Annotated in this window: 18 protein-coding genes; 12 read left to right on the forward strand and 6 right to left on the reverse strand. The window is 71.7% G+C overall.

Annotated elements, in window-relative coordinates; all coding sequences use genetic code 11:
• Window positions 1–33 precede the first annotated feature (33 nt).
• Window positions 34–1,083 carry an amidohydrolase gene (locus K6I34_RS11960; protein WP_374230897.1) on the forward strand — a complete coding sequence of 350 codons (1,050 nt, stop codon included), beginning with the start codon at window positions 34–36 and terminating at the stop codon, window positions 1,081–1,083.
• Here the strand turns inward: K6I34_RS11960 and K6I34_RS11965 are convergent.
• The 3 genes from K6I34_RS11965 to K6I34_RS11975 form a co-directional block, all read right to left on the reverse strand.
• Complete coding sequence (locus K6I34_RS11965; RefSeq protein ID WP_229325089.1) at window positions 1,044–2,057, reverse strand: heme A synthase; 1,014 nt, start codon at window positions 2,055–2,057, stop codon at window positions 1,044–1,046. The two genes, K6I34_RS11960 and K6I34_RS11965, sit on opposite strands and share 40 nt — an antisense overlap.
• A gap of 93 nt (window positions 2,058–2,150) precedes the next feature.
• Window positions 2,151–2,930 (reverse strand): ABC transporter permease, encoded by a 780-nt coding sequence (locus tag K6I34_RS11970; RefSeq protein ID WP_229325091.1) that lies wholly within the window; start codon window positions 2,928–2,930, stop codon window positions 2,151–2,153.
• A gap of 85 nt (window positions 2,931–3,015) precedes the next feature.
• Window positions 3,016–3,987 (reverse strand): ABC transporter ATP-binding protein, encoded by a 972-nt coding sequence (locus tag K6I34_RS11975; protein ID WP_229325093.1) that lies wholly within the window; start codon window positions 3,985–3,987, stop codon window positions 3,016–3,018.
• A 265-nt stretch (window positions 3,988–4,252) separates the two neighbouring features.
• Here K6I34_RS11975 and K6I34_RS11980 point away from each other — a divergent pair, with 265 nt between their 5' ends.
• The 8 genes from K6I34_RS11980 to K6I34_RS12015 all read left to right on the forward strand — a co-directional run bounded on the left by K6I34_RS11980 (window position 4,253) and on the right by K6I34_RS12015 (window position 10,879).
• Window positions 4,253–5,062, forward strand: a complete 810-nt coding sequence (locus K6I34_RS11980; protein WP_229325095.1) for a metalloregulator ArsR/SmtB family transcription factor — start codon at window positions 4,253–4,255, stop codon at window positions 5,060–5,062.
• Window positions 5,059–6,480 carry a Fe-S cluster assembly protein SufB gene (gene sufB / locus K6I34_RS11985; protein WP_229325097.1) on the forward strand — a complete coding sequence of 474 codons (1,422 nt, stop codon included), beginning with the start codon at window positions 5,059–5,061 and terminating at the stop codon, window positions 6,478–6,480. The genes K6I34_RS11980 and sufB overlap by 4 nt, the downstream gene beginning before the upstream one ends.
• A gap of 62 nt (window positions 6,481–6,542) precedes the next feature.
• Window positions 6,543–7,724, forward strand: a complete 1,182-nt coding sequence (sufD, locus tag K6I34_RS11990; RefSeq protein WP_229325099.1) for a Fe-S cluster assembly protein SufD — start codon at window positions 6,543–6,545, stop codon at window positions 7,722–7,724.
• Entirely contained in the window at window positions 7,721–8,041 is a 321-nt protein-coding gene (locus K6I34_RS11995) for a non-heme iron oxygenase ferredoxin subunit (protein WP_229325101.1), read from the forward strand. Before sufD ends, K6I34_RS11995 begins: the two co-directional genes overlap by 4 nt.
• A 7-nt stretch (window positions 8,042–8,048) precedes the next feature.
• Window positions 8,049–8,807, forward strand: a complete 759-nt coding sequence (gene sufC, locus K6I34_RS12000; protein ID WP_229325103.1) for a Fe-S cluster assembly ATPase SufC — start codon at window positions 8,049–8,051, stop codon at window positions 8,805–8,807.
• Window positions 8,808–8,811: 4 nt separating this feature from the next.
• Window positions 8,812–10,068 carry a cysteine desulfurase gene (locus K6I34_RS12005; RefSeq protein ID WP_229325105.1) on the forward strand — a complete coding sequence of 419 codons (1,257 nt, stop codon included), beginning with the start codon at window positions 8,812–8,814 and terminating at the stop codon, window positions 10,066–10,068.
• 17 nt (window positions 10,069–10,085) lie between these two features.
• A complete protein-coding gene (gene sufU, locus K6I34_RS12010; protein WP_229325107.1) occupies window positions 10,086–10,541 on the forward strand; it encodes a Fe-S cluster assembly sulfur transfer protein SufU in 456 nt (151 codons plus the stop codon).
• Window positions 10,538–10,879: a metal-sulfur cluster assembly factor gene (locus tag K6I34_RS12015; protein WP_121797685.1), complete on the forward strand. Its 342-nt coding sequence runs from the start codon at window positions 10,538–10,540 to the stop codon at window positions 10,877–10,879. Before sufU ends, K6I34_RS12015 begins: the two co-directional genes overlap by 4 nt.
• Window positions 10,880–11,090: 211 nt before the next feature.
• Here the strand turns inward: K6I34_RS12015 and K6I34_RS12020 are convergent, their stop codons facing one another.
• Window positions 11,091–11,771: a DUF6445 family protein gene (locus tag K6I34_RS12020; RefSeq protein ID WP_229325109.1), complete on the reverse strand. Its 681-nt coding sequence runs from the start codon at window positions 11,769–11,771 to the stop codon at window positions 11,091–11,093.
• A 216-nt stretch (window positions 11,772–11,987) separates the two neighbouring features.
• On the opposite strand from K6I34_RS12020, the gene dapD reads away from it, so the two are divergent.
• Window positions 11,988–12,977, forward strand: coding sequence for a 2,3,4,5-tetrahydropyridine-2,6-dicarboxylate N-succinyltransferase (gene dapD, locus K6I34_RS12025; protein ID WP_229325111.1), 990 nt, complete (start codon window positions 11,988–11,990; stop codon window positions 12,975–12,977).
• A 52-nt stretch (window positions 12,978–13,029) separates the two neighbouring features.
• Here dapD and K6I34_RS12030 read toward each other — a convergent pair whose 3' ends face one another.
• Window positions 13,030–14,853, reverse strand: coding sequence for an endonuclease/exonuclease/phosphatase family protein (locus K6I34_RS12030; protein WP_229325113.1), 1,824 nt, complete (start codon window positions 14,851–14,853; stop codon window positions 13,030–13,032).
• A 287-nt stretch (window positions 14,854–15,140) separates the two neighbouring features.
• On the opposite strand from K6I34_RS12030, the gene K6I34_RS12035 reads away from it, so the two are divergent.
• Together K6I34_RS12035 and K6I34_RS12040 are read left to right on the forward strand one after the other, a co-directional pair.
• Window positions 15,141–16,628: a hypothetical protein gene (locus K6I34_RS12035; protein WP_229325115.1), complete on the forward strand. Its 1,488-nt coding sequence runs from the start codon at window positions 15,141–15,143 to the stop codon at window positions 16,626–16,628.
• A gap of 244 nt (window positions 16,629–16,872) precedes the next feature.
• Window positions 16,873–17,907: an MsnO8 family LLM class oxidoreductase gene (locus K6I34_RS12040; RefSeq protein ID WP_229325117.1), complete on the forward strand. Its 1,035-nt coding sequence runs from the start codon at window positions 16,873–16,875 to the stop codon at window positions 17,905–17,907.
• On the opposite strand, the gene K6I34_RS12045 is transcribed toward K6I34_RS12040, so the two are convergent.
• Window positions 17,904–18,523, reverse strand: a 620-nt coding sequence (locus K6I34_RS12045; RefSeq protein WP_229325119.1) for a TerD family protein, incomplete at its 5' end; no start/stop codon positions are given. The genes K6I34_RS12040 and K6I34_RS12045 overlap by 4 nt on opposite strands.

The following is an 18,523-nucleotide window of genomic DNA, read 5'->3' on the forward strand; positions in this document are numbered from 1 at the left end:
GGGGTACGGCACGAGGGGGCGGGGTTGGACGGCTTGCCGTCGATCGTCGATCAGCACAGTCATGGCATCGGCCACGGTGACCTGGGGCTCGGCGGGTTCGAGACACACCTGGCCGCGGCCGCGGGAGCCACGGGCCCCGCGCCGCCGGGCACCACGTATTTCGACAGCAGCACGGGACTGGCCGTGCGCCGCTGGTGCCCGCCCCTGCTCGGCCTGGAGCCGCACTGCGCGCCGGTGCGCTACCTCGCGCGGCGGCGGGAGCTGGGCGCCTACCGGGCCGGGCGGCTGCTGCTGCGCGGCGCGGGCATCGGCACCTTCCTGCTGGAGGCCGGGGCGCCGTGCGGCCTGACGTCGGCCGCGGAGCTGGCGCACACCGCCGACGGACGCGCCCACGAGGTCGTACGGCTCGAACCGCTCGCCGAGCAGATCGCCGACACCTCAGGGAGCGCCGACTCCTTCACCGCCTACGCGACGGAGGCGCTCCTCGCGGTGGCCAAGAGCGCCGTCGCCTTCTCCTCGGGCGTCCGCTCCTGCGACGGGACACCGCCGGAACCGGCGGAGGTCCGCGAGGCGGTCGCCCGCTGGCTGCGCGCCCGCCGCACCGGCGGCCCGCTGGACGAGCCCATGGTCGCCCGGCACCTGCTGTGGAGCGCGGTCGGCACGGGGCTGCCCGTACAGCTGCACTGCCGCGACCCGCGGCGCCTGGCACGGTTCCTGTGCGCCACCGAGGGCCTGGGCACGGATCTGGTGCTGCTGCCGGACCCCGGGCACCACCGGCAGGCGGCGCGGCTCGCGGCGGCCTTCCCGCACGTCTACGCGGACGTGGGCCCCCGGCCCGAGGAGAGCCTGGCGGAGGCGCCGTTCGGCAAGCTGCTGTTCTCCACCGGGGCGAGGACGCTGCCGGAGCTCTACGTGGTCGGCGCCCGGTCGTTCGCCCAGGCCATGGGCCGGGTCATGAACGACTGGGTCGCCGAAGGGGTGTGCCGGTGGGCGGAGGTGGGGCGGATCGTCTCGCTCGTCGCGGCGGGCACCGCGCGGCGGGTCTACCGGCTGGACGCGGAGGCCGCCCGGGAGGCCGGCTGAAGCGCCTCGTGCTCGCCGGAGTGCTCGCCGGAGGGGGACGGCAGTACCGCGGCCTCGCCGCGCTCGCGCAGGGAGAGGAAGACCCGCAGCACGGCGATCCACATCAGGCAGGAGCCGAGCATGTGGAAGCCGACGACCAGCGCGGGCGAGTCGTTGAAGTACTGCACATAGCCGATGGCGCCCTGGAGCATGATCACGACGAACAGCTCGACAACCCTGCGGCGCGGCGCCTCGGGGGCCTTCAGGGCCCGCAGCGCGAACCACAGCGCCACGGTGAGGCCGATGACGATGTAGACGAAGTCGACGTGCAGCTGGGTGACCTCGCGCCAGTCCAGCGGGATGCGGTGGACGTCCTTCTTGGCGTCGCCCGCGTGCTGGCCCGAGCCGGTGACGACCGTGCCCGCCACGATCAGCAGGGCGGTCGCGACGACCAGCACCCAGGTGAGCTGGCGCACCGGACGGGCCACCAGGTCGCGCGGCTCGTCGTCGCCCTCGCGCGAGCGCAGCCACATGATCACGGCCACGGTCAGCAGCGTGGTGGCCGACAGGAAGTGCGCGGCGACGATGTACGGGTTGAGGCCCGTCAGCACCGTGATGCCGCCGATGATGCCGTTGCCCGCGACGATCCAGAACTGCGCCCAGCCCAGCTTCGTCAGGCTGCGGCGGCGCGGGGCACGCGCGCGTGCCGCGATGATCGCCACGCCGACCACCGCGCACAGCACATAGGTCAGCATGCGGTTGGTGAACTCGATGACGCCGTTGATGCCCATCTCGGGGGTGGGCGTCAGGCTGTCCTCCGTGCAGGTCGGCCACGTCGGGCAGCCGAGCCCGGACTGGGTGAGGCGGACCGCGCCGCCGGTCACCACGATGATCACGGCCATGACCACACAGGCGAACGCCGCTCGCTGGACGAAGCGCGCGGAGGGCTGCCAGCGGTCGGCGATCAGCTGGAGGGGGTTCATGGAATTGGGCACGGAGTCATCGTAAGGGCCCGCTTGTGCATGGATTCACGAGGGGGGTGCGTGGCGAATTGCCCGGCTGTGACCCGCCCTCGGCTCACCCCTCGCTCACTCCCAGCGGAACCAGCGGGCCGCCGCGCCCAGCCCGAGCACCGCCCAGGCGGCCAGGATGCCGAGGTCGGCCCACGGCATGCCGGCGCCGTGCTGGAGCACGTCCCGCAGGCCGCCGGAGAGCGCCGAGATCGGCAGCAGCTCCAGCACCGACCGGGCGGCGTCCGGGAACTTGTCCAGCGACACGATCACGCCGCCGCCGACCAGCAGGAGCAGGAAGACGAGGTTCGCGGCGGCCAGCGTCGCCTCCGCCTTGAGCGTGCCCGCCATCAGCAGCCCCAGCCCCGAGAAGGCCGCGGTGCCCAGGACGAGCAGCAGGACGACGGCGAGGGGATTGCCCTGCGGCGACCAGCCGAGCGCGAACGCGATCACCGTCAGCAGGACCACCTGGAGCACCTCGGTCACCAGGACCGAGCAGGTCTTGGCCGTCATCAGCGCCCAGCGCGGCAGCGGGGACGCGCCCAGCCGCTTGAGCACCCCGTAGCGGCGCTCGAAGCCGGTCGCGATGGCCTGGCCCGTGAAGGCGGTCGACAGCACGGCGAGCGCCAGGATGCCGGGCGCGAGGAAGTCGACCGCCTTGCCGTCGCCGGTGTCGACGATGTCGACCGCGCTGAAGAGGACCAGCAGGAGGGTGGGGATGACGACGGTGAGCAGCAGCTGCTCGCCGTTGCGCAGCAGCATCCGCGTCTCCAGGGCAGCCTGCGCGCGGATCATCCGGCCCAGCGGGGCGGCGCCGGGCGCCGGGGCGAAGGCGCCCGCGTTCGTGTCGGCGCTCATGCGCGCAGCTCCTTGCCGGTCAGCTCAAGGCTGCAGTCCTCCGGGGGGTAACCCCCGGACCCCCAGCCGGTCGGTGTGTACCCGCTCATGCCCGCAGCTCCTTGCCGGTCAGCTCCAGAAAAACGTCCTCCAGCGTGTGCCGTTCGACCGCTATGCGGTCCGGCATGACGCCGTGCTGCGCGCACCACACGGTGACCGTCGCCAGCAGCTGCGGGTCCACCTTTCCGGTGACCCGGTACGAGCCGGGCGTCAGTTCCACCGCGGCGCTGTCGGCGGGCAGGGCCTTCAGGAGGGAGACGAGGTCCAGCGCGGGGCGGCCGGTGAAGCGGAGCGTGTTCTCGGCACCGCCGCGGCACAGCTCCTCGGGGCTGCCCTGGGCGATGACCCGGCCGCCGTCGATGATCGCGACGTCGTCCGCCAGGGACTCCGCCTCGTCCATGTAGTGCGTGGTCAGCACGACGGTGACGCCGTCGCGGCGCAGCTCGCGCACCAGCTCCCAGGTCGCGTGCCGGGCCTGGGGGTCGAGCCCCGCGGTCGGCTCGTCGAGGAAGACCAGCTCGGGGCGGCCGACGACGGCCATCGCGAGGGAGAGGCGCTGCTGCTGCCCGCCGGACAGGCGCCGGTAGGGCGTGCGGCCGCAGCCCTCCAGGCCGAGCCGTTCGATCAGCATGCCGACGTCGAGCGGGTCGGCATGCAGGGTGGCGGTGTGGCGGAGCATCTCCTCGGCGCGCGCGCCCGCGTAGACGCCCCCGCTCTGCAGCATCACGCCGATCCGGGGCCGCAGTGCCGCCGAGTCGGCGACCGGGTCGAGACCGAGCACCCGCACGGTGCCCGCGTCGGGGCGGCGGTAGCCCTCACAGGTCTCGACAGTGGTGGTCTTGCCCGCCCCGTTGGGGCCGAGCACGGCGGTGAGGGAGCCGCGGGTCACGGACAGGTCGAGCCCGTCCACCGCGGTCTTCGCCCCGTACCGCTTCACCAGACCGCGGATCTCGACCGCGGGTCCCCCGCCGGAGGGCGGGGGACCGACCGGGTTCTGCCCCGGGAAGACGCTGCGCATGGCGGGAAGTCTACGAACCCGGGGGCGTCCGCGGCTGCCCCGGGGTGGCGGTCGGGACCGGCGCTCCGGAGGTCCGCCCGGGGGCGCTCCGGAGGGGGTTCCGCGCCGTTTTTCCGGTGTGCGCGGGGCACTCTTCCCGGACTGCGAGGGGCCTCGCCGCGGTGATCTTCGCCGTGGCGGTTAGGTGACCCTTAGTGATCGAGACCACCGCGGTCGGCCCGGGCGAGGCTTGTTCCGGCCCCCTTAATTACGCAACAATGGTGTTGTGAAATACGCGAGCGAGGCTCCGCAGGACCCCGCGGCCCAGGCGGCCGCCGGGCCGGGCGTGCCTGCGCCCGGGTCCGTCCATGACGAGCAGCGTGTCCACGACGAGCAGCGCGGCACCCGTAACCGCGTCGTCCGGTCCATCCTCGATCACGGTCCGTCCACAGCGGCCGAGCTGGCCCTGCGGCTGGAGCTGACCCAGGCCGCCGTCCGCCGCCACCTCGACACCCTCGTCACGGAGGGCGTCGTCGAGCCCCGGGAGAAGCGGGTCTACGGCGCGCGCACGCGCGGCAGGCCCGCGAAGGCGTTCGCGCTGACCCCCTGCGGCCGCGACGCCTTCGACCAGGCCTACGACAAGCTGGCCGGGGACGCCCTGCGCTGGATCGCCCAGGCCGCCGGCGGCGGCGAGATGGGCGAGGCCGCCGTGGCCGCCTTCGCCCGCGCCCGGATGGCCGCACAGGCCGAGGGGTATCGCAGGGCCCTGGAGGCCGCAGCCCCGGAGTCCCGCGCGGAGGCCCTTGCCCGGGCATTGACCGACGACGGGTACGCTGCTACGGCGCGTAGCGCACCGGTCGGCGAACAGCTCTGCCAGCACCACTGCCCGGTCGCCCATGTCGCCGAGCAGTTCCCGCAGCTGTGCGAGGCGGAGACCGAGGTCTTCTCCCGCCTGCTCGGGACCCATGTGCAGCGTCTTGCCACCATCGCCCACGGCGACGGTGTGTGCACGACGTTCATTCCGCGCAGCGAGAAGCGGCGCACCACCAAGACCACCACAGCATCCGCCAGCACGGCCGGGAGGAACCCCGCATGACTCTCCCCACGGAGACTGCCCACCCTGAGCTCGAGGGCCTGGGCACGTACGAGTACGGCTGGGCCGACCCCGACGTCGCCGGTGCCGCGGCCAAGCGCGGCCTCAACGAGGACGTCGTCCGCGACATCTCGGCGAAGAAGTCCGAGCCGGAGTGGATGCTCAAGCTGCGTCTGAAGGGCCTGAAGCTCTTCGCGAAGAAGCCCATGCCGACCTGGGGCTCCGACCTCTCCGGCATCGACTTCGACAACATCAAGTACTTCGTCCGCTCCACCGAGAAGCAGGCCGCTTCCTGGGAGGAGCTGCCCGAGGACATCAAGAACACCTACGACAAGCTGGGCATCCCGGAGGCCGAGAAGCAGCGCCTCGTCGCCGGTGTCGCCGCCCAGTACGAGTCGGAGGTCGTCTACCACCAGATCCGTGAGGACCTGGAGGCGCAGGGCGTGCTCTTCCTCGACACCGACACCGCCCTGAAGGAGCACCCCGAGCTCTTCCAGGAGTACTTCGGCACGGTCATCCCGGTCGGTGACAACAAGTTCGCCTCGCTGAACACCGCCGTGTGGTCCGGTGGCTCCTTCATCTACGTCCCGAAGGGTGTCCACGTCGACATCCCGCTGCAGGCCTACTTCCGTATCAACACGGAGAACATGGGCCAGTTCGAGCGGACGCTGATCATCGTCGACGAGGACGCCTACGTCCACTACGTCGAGGGCTGCACCGCCCCGATCTACTCCTCGGACTCGCTGCACAGCGCCGTGGTCGAGATCATCGTCAAGAAGGGCGGCCGCTGCCGCTACACGACCATCCAGAACTGGTCGAACAACGTCTACAACCTGGTCACCAAGCGCGCCGTGGCCTACGAGGGCGCGACCATGGAGTGGGTCGACGGCAACATCGGCTCCAAGGTGACGATGAAGTACCCCGCCGTCTACCTGATGGGCGAGCACGCCAAGGGCGAGACCCTGTCCATCGCCTTCTCCGGCGCGGGCCAGCACCAGGACGCAGGCGCCAAGATGGTCCACATGGCCCCGAACACCTCGTCCAACATCGTCTCCAAGTCGGTGGCGCGAGGCGGCGGCCGCACCTCCTACCGCGGTCTGATCGAGATCGGCGAGGGTGCCCACGGCTCCAAGTCGAACGTGCTCTGCGACGCCCTCCTGGTGGACACGATCTCCCGCTCGGACACCTACCCCTACGTCGACGTCCGCGAGGACGACGTCTCCATGGGCCACGAGGCGACCGTCTCCAAGGTCAGCGACGACCAGCTCTTCTACCTGATGAGCCGCGGCCTGTCCGAGGACGAGGCCATGGCCATGATCGTGCGCGGCTTCGTCGAGCCGATCGCCCGGGAGCTGCCCATGGAGTACGCGCTGGAGCTCAACCGGCTGATCGAGCTGCAGATGGAAGGCGCGGTCGGCTGACCCGAGCCCCCGCCCCGTACGCAGCGACCCTTTTGTGACAGGAAGAGAGCACGACGACAGCCATGGCTGACAACACTCCCGCCGGCAGCACGACCGACGGCGCCATCCAGGTGGGTGGGGCCCAGCAGCCCATCGAGTCCCGCTACTCCGCCCGCGCCTCGTACGACGTCGCGGACTTCCCCGTGCCGCACGGCCGCGAGGAGGAGTGGCGGTTCACCCCGCTGGAGCGCCTCCGCGGGCTGCACGACGGCACCGCCGTCGCCGGCGGCGCGGGCGTCAAGGTCGAGGTGAGCGCCCCCGCGGGCGTCACCGTCGAGACCGTCGGCCGGGACGACGCCCGTCTCGGCCGCGCGGGCGCGCCGGTCGACCGGGTCGCCGCCCAGGCGTACAGCTCCTTCGAGAAGGCCTCGGTCGTCTCGATCCCCAAGGACACCGTGCTCTCCGAGCCCGTGCGGATCTCCGTGCAGGGCGAGGGCGGCGTGGCCTTCGGCCACCAGGTCGTCGAGGTCGGCGCCTTCGCCGAGGCCGTCGTCGTCCTCGACCACACCGGCGACGCCACCCTGGCCGCCAACGTGGAGTACCTGATCGGCGACGGCGCCAAGCTCACCGTCGTCTCGGTCCAGGACTGGGACGCCACCGCCGTGCACGCCGCCCAGCACACCGCGCTGGTCGGCCGCGACGCCTCCTTCAAGTCCGTGATCGTCACCTTCGGCGGCGACGTGGTCCGCATCCACCCCCGGGTCGTCTACGGCGCCCCCGGTGGCGACGCCGAGCTCTACGGTCTGTACTTCACGGACGAGGGCCAGCACCAGGAGCACCGCCTCTTCGTCGACCACGACACCCCGCACTGCCGCTCGAACGTCGCCTACAAGGGCGCGCTCCAGGGCGAGAACGCCCACGCGGTGTGGATCGGTGACGTGCTCATCCGCGCGGCCGCCGAGGGCACCGACACCTACGAGCTCAACCGCAACCTCGTCCTCACCGACGGCGCCCGCGTCGACTCCGTGCCCAACCTGGAGATCGAGACCGGCGAGATCGCCGGCGCCGGCCACGCCTCGGCGACCGGCCGCTTCGACGACGAGCAGCTCTTCTACCTGATGGCCCGCGGCATCCCCGAGCACGAGGCCCGCCGCCTGGTCGTGCGCGGCTTCTTCGCCGAGCTCGTCCAGCAGATCGGCATCCCTGAGCTGGAGGAGCGCCTCATCGCCAAGATCGAGGCCGAGCTGGAGGCGTCGGTCGCATGAGCGCGTTCGTGAAGGCAGCCGCCCTGAGCGAGCTGGAGGAGGACACCCCCAAGCGGGTCGAGATCGACGGCACGCCGGTCTCCCTCGTCCGCACCGAGGGCGAGGTGTTCGCGATCAACGACATCTGCTCGCACGCGAACGTCTCGCTGTCCGAGGGCGAGGTGGAGGACTGCGCCATCGAGTGCTGGCTGCACGGCTCCAGCTTCGACCTGCGCACCGGCAAGCCCTCCGGCCTGCCCGCCACGCGTCCCGTCCCCGTATACCCCGTCAAGATCGAAGGGGACGACGTGCTCGTCTCCGTCACCCAGGAGTCCTGAGTTCCCCATGGCAACGCTTGAGATCCACGACCTGCACGTCTCCGTCGAGGCCGAGAACGGCCCGCGGGAGATCCTGCGCGGCGTCGACCTGACCGTGAAGCAGGGCGAGACCCACGCCATCATGGGCCCCAACGGCTCCGGCAAGTCCACCCTGGCCTACTCCCTGGCCGGTCACCCCAAGTACACGGTCACCGGTGGCACCGTGACCCTCGACGGCGAGGACGTCCTCGCCATGTCGGTGGACGAGCGCGCCCGCGCCGGTGTCTTCCTCGCCATGCAGTACCCGGTCGAGGTCCCCGGTGTCTCCGTCTCCAACTTCCTGCGCACCTCCGCCACCGCCATCCGCGGCGAGGCCCCGAAGCTGCGTACCTGGGTGAAGGAGGTCAAGGAGGCCATGGAGCGCCTCAACATGGACCCGGCCTTCGCCGAGCGCAACGTCAACGAGGGCTTCTCCGGCGGTGAGAAGAAGCGCCACGAGATCCTCCAGCTCGAACTCCTCAAGCCGAAGATCGCGATCCTGGACGAGACCGACTCCGGCCTCGACGTGGACGCGCTGCGCCAGGTCTCCGAGGGCGTCAACCGCGTCCGCGAGACCGGCGAGGTGGGCACCCTGCTGATCACCCACTACACGCGCATCCTCCGCTACATCAAGCCCGACTTCGTCCACGTCTTCTCCGGCGGTCGCATCGTCGAGTCCGGCGGCGCCGAGCTCGCCGACAAGCTGGAGAACGAGGGCTACGAGGCCTACCAGACGAAGGGGGCGTAACCGCGTGACGATACTGCCGGGGCTCCTCGACACCGAGGCGATCCGCAAGGACTTCCCGCTGCTGGACCGCACGGTCCACGACGGCAAGAAGATCGTGTACCTGGACTCCGCGGCGACCTCCCAGAAGCCGCGCCAGGTCCTCGACGCCCTCAGCGCGTACTACGAGCAGCACAACGCCAATGTCCACCGCGGCGTGTACACCATCGCCGAGGAGGCAACGGCGCTCTACGAGGGCGCCCGTGACAAGGTCGCGGCGTTCGTCAACGCGCCCAGCCGCGACGAGGTGATCTTCACCAAGAACGCCTCCGAGTCGCTCAACCTCGTGGCCAACATGCTGGGCTGGGCCGACGAGCCCTACCGCGTGGACCACGACACCGAGATCGTCATCACGGAGATGGAGCACCACTCCAACATCGTGCCGTGGCAGCTGCTCTCGCAGCGCACGGGCGCGAAGCTGAAGTGGTTCGGCCTCACCGACGACGGCCGCCTGGACCTGTCCAACATCGACGAGATCATCACCGAGAAGACCAAGGTCGTCTCGTTCGTGCTGGTCTCCAACATCATGGGCACGGTCAACCCGGTCGAGGCGATCGTCCGCCGGGCCCAGGAGGTCGGCGCGCTCGTCGTGATCGACGCCTCCCAGGCCGCCCCGCACATGCCGCTGGACGTCCAGGCGCTCGGCGCCGACTTCGTGGCCTTCACCGGCCACAAGATGTGCGGGCCGACGGGCATCGGCGTGCTGTGGGGCCGCCAGGAGCTCCTGGAGGACCTGCCGCCGTTCCTCGGCGGCGGCGAGATGATCGAGACCGTCTCGATGCACTCCTCGACCTATGCCCCCGCGCCGCACAAGTTCGAGGCCGGTACGCCCCCGATCGCCCAGGCCGTCGGCCTCGGCGCCGCGGTGGACTACCTCACCTCGATCGGCATGGAGAACATCGCCCGCCACGAGCACGCGATCACCGAGTACGCGGTGCGCCGTCTCCAGGAGGTCCCCGACCTGCGGATCATCGGCCCGACCACGGCCGAGGACCGCGGGGCGACGGTCTCCTTCACGCTCGGTGACATCCACCCGCACGACGTGGGCCAGGTGCTCGACGAGCAGGGCATCGCGGTCCGGGTCGGCCACCACTGCGCGCGGCCCGTCTGCCTGCGGTACGGAATTCCCGCGACCACCCGGGCGTCGTTCTATCTGTACTCCACGCCCGGCGAGGTCGACGCCCTGGTCGAGGGCCTGGAGCACGTCCGGAACTTCTTCGGCTGACGCGAGGGCTGCTGACTGTGAAGCTTGATTCGATGTACCAGGACGTCATCCTGGATCACTACAAGCACCCGCACGGCCGGGGCCTGCGTCCGGGTGACGCCGAGGCGCACCACGTCAACCCGACGTGCGGCGACGAGATCACCGTGCGGGTGCGGCTCTCCGGCGAGACGATCGAAGATGTCTCGTACGAGGGCCAGGGCTGCTCCATCAGCCAGGCGAGCGCCTCCGTGCTCAACGAGCTGCTGGTCGGCAAGGAGCTCGCCGAGGCGCGTCGGATCCAGGAGACCTTCCTGGAGCTGATGCAGTCCAAGGGCCGGGTCGAGCCGGACGACGCGATGGAGGAGGTGCTGGAGGACGCGGTCGCGTTCGCCGGTGTCTCCAAGTACCCGGCGCGGGTGAAGTGCGCACTGCTCAGCTGGATGGCGTGGAAGGACGCGACGGCGAAGGCGCTGTCCGAAGGGAAGACCGCATGAGTGACAACGTGGACGTGACGACCACCAAGCCGGCCACCGAGGAGGAGGTCCGCGAAGCGCTGTACGACGTGGTCGACCCCGAGCTGGGCATCGACGTCGTCAACCTCGGCCTCATCTACGGCATCCACATCGACGACGCCAACATCGCCACCCTCGACATGACGCTGACGTCGGCGGCCTGCCCGCTGACCGATGTGATCGAGGACCAGGCGCGGTCGGCCACCGACGGCATCGTCAACGAGCTCCGGATCAACTGGGTCTGGATGCCGCCGTGGGGCCCGGACAAGATCACGGACGAGGGCCGCGAGCAGCTCCGAGCGCTCGGCTTCAACGTCTGAGCTCTCCCTTTTTCCGCAGTCGGCAGCCCGTCCCCCGGCCTTATGGCCGGGAGACGGGCTGCTGCTGTGTGGGACGCGCCCCGTAAGGGGCGCGGGGCTGTGACATTGTGCGGCTCCGCCGCGTGGGCGCGACCAGCCACGACGCAACCCGCAGCCGCCGGACGGGCGTGGTGGATCGAGCTCGTAGGCGCAGCGGCGGCGAACAGAGGCGTCACGCCATCCAGAAGAAGACCGCCGTCATGCGCTTGTCCTCCAGCGTGCTGCCGCAATAGGCGCTCGCGCTGTGCATCATGTTGGCGGTGTAGAGGAGCAGCCGGTTGTAGCGGTGCGGTACGCGCACGTCCTCGGTGAAGGAGTCCGGCGGGACGAACCGTGTGCCCAGGGCGTCCACCAGGTTGTTGTGCGGCGCGGTCACCATGTTGCCGCCGAGCCCGCCGTCGGGCAGCCGCTGCCGGTGGAAGCTGGTCCCGCAGTCCCTGGGTACGCCCGGGTTGAGATACAGCACGGCGGCGTAGCGGCACAGCGCGCGGGAGTCGGTGTGGGGACGGGGCTCGCTCTCGCCCGCGCCGACGACCTGGACGCAGTTGTGGTTCAGGGTCCCGCCGCCGGGCGCCGTCTCCCGCCAGACGCGCCGCGCTCCGGTGGCCTTGCGCACCAGCCGCTCGACGTGCTCCAGCTCCGCGGGCTCCAGCGCCGGCATGGCCCGCAGCCCGGGCCAGCTCTCGGGCTTGTGCGGATATCCCTCGACCCAGTCGTCCTTCGCGAGACATCGCGCCCGCACGGCGTCCACCCCGGGCAGCACGTCGTCCAGCACCCAGTAGTCCCGCCCTCGGGTGGGTTTGCGATAGGGGAGCACCGGCAGCGACGGCCTCCGCCCGGCATCGGCTGACATGCGCAGACCATACAGTCGCCAACTGCCAGTACTCGGTGGTGAATTGGTCAACGTTGACCCAAGTCGATCAAGGGCTGGTCGGGTACTCCCTTGGGCCGGCCGGCGCTGCTCACCGGGCGGCCCCTGGTCCACGAGGAGGTGCGCCGGGCCGTCGCGGGTGTGGTAGGCGGGGGGACCGGTTCGCATTGAGCGGCTGTGTCCGGTTAGCTTTCGACCATGACCGATGCAGCAGCTTCCCTCCCCTCCGGCGCCGTCGCCGCCGGTCTCGCCACGATCACCGAGGACGGCACCGTCCTCGACACCTGGTTCCCGGCCCCCGAGCTGGTGGCCGAGCCCGGCCCGGCCGGGACCGAGCGCCTGACCGCCGAGCGGGCCGCGGAGCTGCTGGGCGAGGGCGCCCTCAAGGCCGTCGGCCCCGACCCGCGCCGCGGTGTCGAGGTCGTCGCCGTCCGTACGGTCATCGCCTCGCTGGACGACAAGCCGCTCGACGCGCACGACGCCTACCTGCGCCTGCACCTGCTCTCGCACCGCCTGGTCAAGCCGCACGGCCAGAACCTGGACGGCATCTTCGGCCTGCTCGCGAACGTCGCCTGGACCTCGCTCGGCCCGGTCGCCGTCGACCAGGTCGAGAAGGTCCGCCTGAACGCGCGTGCCGAGGGCCTGCACCTGGCCGTGACCAGCATTGACAAGTTCCCGCGCATGACCGACTACGTCGTGCCCTCCGGCGTCCGCCTCGCCGACGCCGACCGCGCCCGCCTCGGCGCGCACCTCGCGGCCGGCACCACCGTCATGCACGAGGGCTTCGTCAACTTCAACGCGGGCACCCTCGGCACCTCGATGGTCGAGGGCCGCATCAGCGCGGGCGTCGTGGTCGGCGACGGCTCCGACATCGGCGGCGGCGCCTCGATCATGGGCACGCTGTCCGGCGGCGGCAAGCAGATCATCTCCATCGGCGAGCGCTGCCTGCTCGGCGCCGAGTCCGGTCTCGGCATCGCGCTGGGCGACGACTGCATCGTCGAGGCGGGCCTCTACGTCACCGCGGGCACCCGCGTCACCCTGCCGGACGGCGAGGTCGTCAAGGCCCTGGACCTCTCCGGTGCCACCAACCTCCTCTTCCGCCGCAACTCCACCACCGGCCGCGTCGAGGCCCTCCCGCGCTCCGGTTCCTGGGGCGGTCTGAACGCCGCGCTGCACAGCAACGACTGATGAAGAGGAGAGGGGCGGTGCGGCCGAGCCGCACCGCCCCTCTCCGTATGCCCTACGGCCTCCAGCGCAGCACCTGCGGGTCGTGGTCGCTCGCCTGGTCGGCGAACTCCGCGTTGATGTGCACGATGTCGTAGTCCGTGCGGCGGACGTGGGAGCTGGTCAGGATGTGGTCCAGGACCTGCGAGTTGCCCTGGAAGACATAGCCGTACCGTTCCTTCTTCGGCAGCTTCGTGACCTGGTCGGTGAGGGCGCCGCCCGCGGTCAGGGCCTTCAGCGCGGGCGAGAACTGGTAGTCGTTGAGATCGCCCGCGACGATCACGTTCGCGCGCCGGTCGGCCTTCAGCAGGTCCTTGACGAAGGCGTTCACCAGACGTGCCTGCTGCGTCCGCTGGATCTCTGACGAGCGGGCCGGGGGCTGGAAGCGGCTGTCGAGGCCCTGGTCGCCGCCCTTGGAGTTGAAGTGGTTGGCGACGACGAAGACCCGCTGCCCCCGGAAGGTGAACTGCCCGGCCAGCGGCTTGCGGCTGTTCGTCCACGCCGCGTCGGCCGGGGCGACGCGGCCCGGGGACGCGGAGAGCGCGGCCTTGCCGCCCTCGCGGACGGCCCGCACGGCGGTCGTGGAGTCCCCGCCGGGGCGGTCGTCGAAGGAGACCCGCGCGGGGTTGAAGAGGAACGCGGTACGGATGTTGCCGCCCGGCTGCCCGCCGTCCTTGTCGTTCACCGGGTCGATCTGCCGCCACTCGTAGGCCGGGCCGCCCGCCGCCCTGATCGCGTCCGTGAGCTTGCGCAGCGTCTGCCCGGCGGCCACGGTCCCGTCGTCCGTGGTGCCGTTGTCGTCCTGCACCTCTTCGAGGGCCACGACGTCCGGCGCCGCCAGGTTGGTCACGAGCGCGCCCGCCAGCCGGTCGAACTTCGCCTGCGGGGCCTTCGGCGAGAGGTTCTCCACGTTGTACGTGGCGACCGCCAGCTCGTCGTCCCGCTGCTTGCGCGTCGTCTCCCGCTTCAGGCCCTTGTCGGCGAGCGTGCCCAGCTCGGTCGCCTGGAGGGTGTAGCCGCCGTGGTTGTCGTAGTCCAGCGGGCCGGTGGTGGTGCCGGTCAGCACGTCACCGACATTCGCGACGGGGAAGGACCGCTGCGCGTACGGGATCAGCGAGGCCACCTTCACCCGGGCCGCGTTGGGGTCGTCGTACGCGCCGTAGAGCACGCCGCCGCGCGCGGTGCGGTCGTGGCGGGGGTCGGCGGTGACCCACAGGTCCTTGTACGCGCTGGTCGCGCCGACCACGGGCGCGTCCTTGACGGAGACCCGCATGCCCTCCAGCGACTCGAAGCGGTCCAGGGCGTACTTCCCGGGCTTCAGCGGCAGCTTCTCGACCGAACCGCCGTGCGCGTCCGGCGCGTACCGCCCCGGGAGCTCCGAGGCCTTCAGCACCACGGGGGCGGGCAGCGCGTTGCCCGAGGACCGCACGGTCCAGGCGGCCTTGGTGAGCTGGGTGACCGACTGCAGGCCCGCGGCTTCGCCGCCCGGGTAGTACTCCGTGACCGTGCCCGAGACGCGTACGTCGTCGCCCACCGCGACGGACGGCGTGACCGACCCCGTGAACACGAAGATCCCCTCGCTGGTCGCGGGGTCCGCGTCCGGCTCCGGGTCCTGGAGCCAGAAGCCGCGCGCCGAGCCGAAGGCGCGTACGGCCGTGACGACGCCCGGCACGCCGTCCACCTGCCGCCCGGCGAACGGGGATATCCGGGTCGAGCCCTGGATGTCGTGGATGCGCACGTCGGCGGCGCTCGCCGACTGCGGGACGGCGAGCAGGCCCGCGGCGAGCGCGGCGGCCACCAGGGAGCCGACGGTCGCGGATCTGCGCAGGGGAGTGGGCACAAGGGCCTCCGGGAGAAGGAGAAGGGAAGAAGGGCCGTACGGGGCGAGCCGCCGCTGGATGCGTCACTCGGGGCGCCCGGACCGGCCGAGCAAGATCTACGCGCGTCAATGTCCGGTGCCGACAGGGCAGTTGTCAAGGTTTCGTCAGGAATCCGTTCGCAGTGGTCCGCCGACGGGCTGAACAGGCTGGGCGGCGGCACGGAAAACCCGTCTAGGCTGGGCATCGCGCCCCTCTGACACCTTTGGCACACCGGCGCACTGTTCACCACGAGGAGATGACCCCCCTGATGTCCGGAGACCGCCCGACCATGCCGCCGGTGCGGCTCCCCTCCGACGCGGAGCTCGCGCGCGACGCCCTGTCCACGCCGCTGCTCTCCCGCGCCGCGAAGCTGGCCCGCTGGGCGGGCGAGGAGGGCACTCCGGTCGGGGTGGGCGGCGAGCTGCTCGATACGCAGCTGCGCGCCGCGACCGAGCTCCTGGGCCTCACGGACGACGAGGACGGCCCCGCGTACGCCGCCGAGGCCTGGCAGCACGCGCTGGACACCGGCCTCGTGGACTTCACCGAGCACCCCGACGAGCCGGCCGACGAGAACCTGCCCGCCGGTGTCGCCGCCACGGGCGAGGAACTGGCCACCCTCACCTCCGGCAGCCCCGCGGACGTCCTCGACCTGTGGCTCGGCGGCCTGGAGAGCGTCCTCGCCGACGCCGCCGCCCCCGACCTCGGCGCGATCGCCGAGCAGCTCGCCGAGGGCGAGGACCTCGACCTCGACAGCCTCGACTGGAACCCCGAGGAGGAGGCCGACTTCCTCGACGGCGTCCTCGGCAACCTCTACCTCTTCACCGCGCTGGACGAGAGCAGCGCCGACCGGCCCGTGCCGCTGCCCGCGCTCGCCGCCTCCATGATCGTCCCGGATGACATGGACGAGCCCACCGACGACGTCCTCGAAGAGGTCTCCGACGCGATGATGCGCCTGGACGACCAGTTCCGGATGCTCGCCCTGACCGGACTCGTGGCCTACCGGCCCGTCGACGAGTCCCTCATCGAGGAGATCGACGGCGAGGGCCACATCCGCGAGTCCGTCGACGGCGTCGACTCCGACAGCCCCGAGGACGAGGACGTCAGCCGCTACGGCATGGTGACCCTCACCCCGCTCGGCGTCTACGCGGTGCGCCAGCGGATGCTCGACGCCGGGGTCGACGCGCCCGCCGTCGGCGACCTCGCCGAGCGCGGCGCCGGTGAACTGCTCGCCGCGCTCCCCGGACACCCCGAGGCGGCCGCGCGCGCCGAGACCGAGCTGTGGGTGGCCCGCCGCGCGCCGCTCGACGCCGCACGGGAACTGCTCGCCGCGGCGCACGGCGCGGACGAGGACTCGCCGCGCCGCAGGCTCTTCTGCCAGCAGGCGCTCTCCCTGCTCGGCACCGAGGCCGAACCCGCGCTCCGCGAGGTCCTCGACGACCGTGAGCTGGGCGGGCTCGCCCGCGTCTGGCTCGCCGAGCACGGTGCGGCGGACGTCCCCGAGCCGGACGAGGCGATGGTCTTCTGGCTCACCGTCGACACGATCGCCGCCCAGCTCGCGGCCGACGGCGACAGCGACGAGCTGCGCGCCCTGGTCACGGACCTCGTGGACCGCCACAGCGGCTTCTTCGACTCGGTGTGGCGGGTGGACCACCCGGCGACGGCGGAGGTCCTGGAGGCGATGGGGCGTCTGCACCCGGACAAGAAGGCGGCCAAGGAGGCCCGTAAGGCGGCGTTCAAGGCGCGGTCGCGCCGCTAGGGTTTTTCGGCGGGGTGGGGTGCCCCTGCTTTTCGGCGGGGGCGCCTACCGGGGTGCCTCTTGCGCTGCGCGCGCGGCTGCGGGGCCGTTGTGGCTGGGCGCGCAGTTCCCCGCGCCCCTTACGGGGCACGGCCCCGGGGCTGGGCGCGCCCACGCGGCGGAGCCGCATACCGACAACAGCCCCGCGCCCCTTACGGGGCGCCCTGCCCGGGAATCTTCGTGGGGCGGTGTTGTTGAAGCGGACGTGACCACCGCGCGCATACGCTCCACACGGTTCTCCGTTCTCGACCGGTCCCTCACCCGGCGCGGGCGGGAGCCCGCTGAGGCCTTGCGGGGTACCGTCGGGTTCGCGCGGGAGGTCGAGGGGCTCGGGTATCACCGGTTCTGGGTGTCGGAGCACCACAGCGTGCCCGGGGTCGCCGGGTCCGCGCCCACCGTGCTGGCCGCGGCCGTGGCCGCCGCCACCTCGCGCATCCGCGTCGGCACCGGCGGCGTGATGCTGCCCAACCACCGCCCCCTGATCGTCGCCGAGCAGTTCGGGGTGCTGGAGTCCCTTTTCCCCGGCCGGATCGACATGGGGCTGGGCCGCTCCGTGGGTTTCACCGACGGCATCCGCCGCGCCCTCGGTACGGAGAAGGACGCGATGGACGACTTCGACGGCCAACTCGCCGAGCTCGCCGCCTACTTCACCGACGGCCCGCGCGCCCACCCCCAGGTGCACGCCCGTCCCGCGGAGGGCCTGCGGGTGCCCCTGTTCGTCCTCGCCAACGAGGCGGGCGCGGACATCGCCGCCCGCGCGGGCGCCGCCCTCGTCATCGGCGGACTGCACGGCGAGGACAGAATGCTCGCCGCCGTCGACCGCTACCGCGCCGGCTTCCGCCCCACCGCCCTGCGCGAGCACCCCTACGTCGTCGTCGCGGGCGGCATCGCCGTCGCGGACACCGCCGACGAGGCCCGCCGCCTGCTGCTCCCCGAGGCCTGGGCCCTCGCCCACTCCCGTACGCGCGGCGTCTTCCCGCCGCTGCTCCCGGCGGAGGAGATCGAGTCCCTGGAGATGACGGAACGGGAGCGCGGCTTCCTCGGTCAAGGGCTGAGCGGCCAGCTCTACGGCACGGAGGACGAGGTGGCCGCCGCGCTCGACACGCTGATCGGGCGCAGCGGCGCCGACGAGGTGCTCGTCACCGCCGCCTCGTACGACCGGGCGGCGCTCCTCGCCTCCCACCGTCGGCTCGCCCGCCTCGCCGCTCTGCCGGCGGCAGCCGTGCCGCAGGGGGCCTAGAGGGCCATGGCGGCGGGCTTGACCAGGTCGCGCACCGTCTTCGACTTCACGTACTCGCCGATGGCGGTCATCTCCCACTCGCCCGAGTACTGCCGGACGAACTTGCACATCAGGACGCCCGTCTTCGGCTCGGCGCCGGTCAGGTCGAAGCGGACCATCTCCTCGCCCGTGCGGGCGTCGAGCAGGCGGCAGTACGCCTTGGCGACCTGGGTGAACTTCTGGCCGTTGAAGGAGCTGACCGTGAAGACCAGGCCCGTCACCTCCGGCGGCAGGCCGTCGAGGTGGACGGTGATCGACTCGTCGTCGCCCGCGCCCTCGCCGGTGAGGTTGTCACCGGAGTGCTGGATGGCGCCGTTGAGGATCTGGAGCTTGCCGAAGTAGCAGGCGTCGATCATGTTGCGGTCGGGGCCGTAGGCGATCACCGAGGCGTCGAGATCGATGGCGCGGCTGTGCCACGCGGGCTCCCAGCCCAGGCCCATCCGCACGGACCGGTTGAGCGGGCGGCCGCCCTTGACGAGGGAGACCGTCTGGTTCTTCTGGAGGCTCACCCGGCCCTTGTCCAGGTTGATCTTCCCGGACGCGGCGGGCGGCGCGGGCGGGAAGATCAACCTGGACA

This window comes from Streptomyces sp. UNOC14_S4 (assembly GCF_020740835.1).
Classification (GTDB): Bacteria; Actinomycetota; Actinomycetes; order Streptomycetales; family Streptomycetaceae; genus Streptomyces.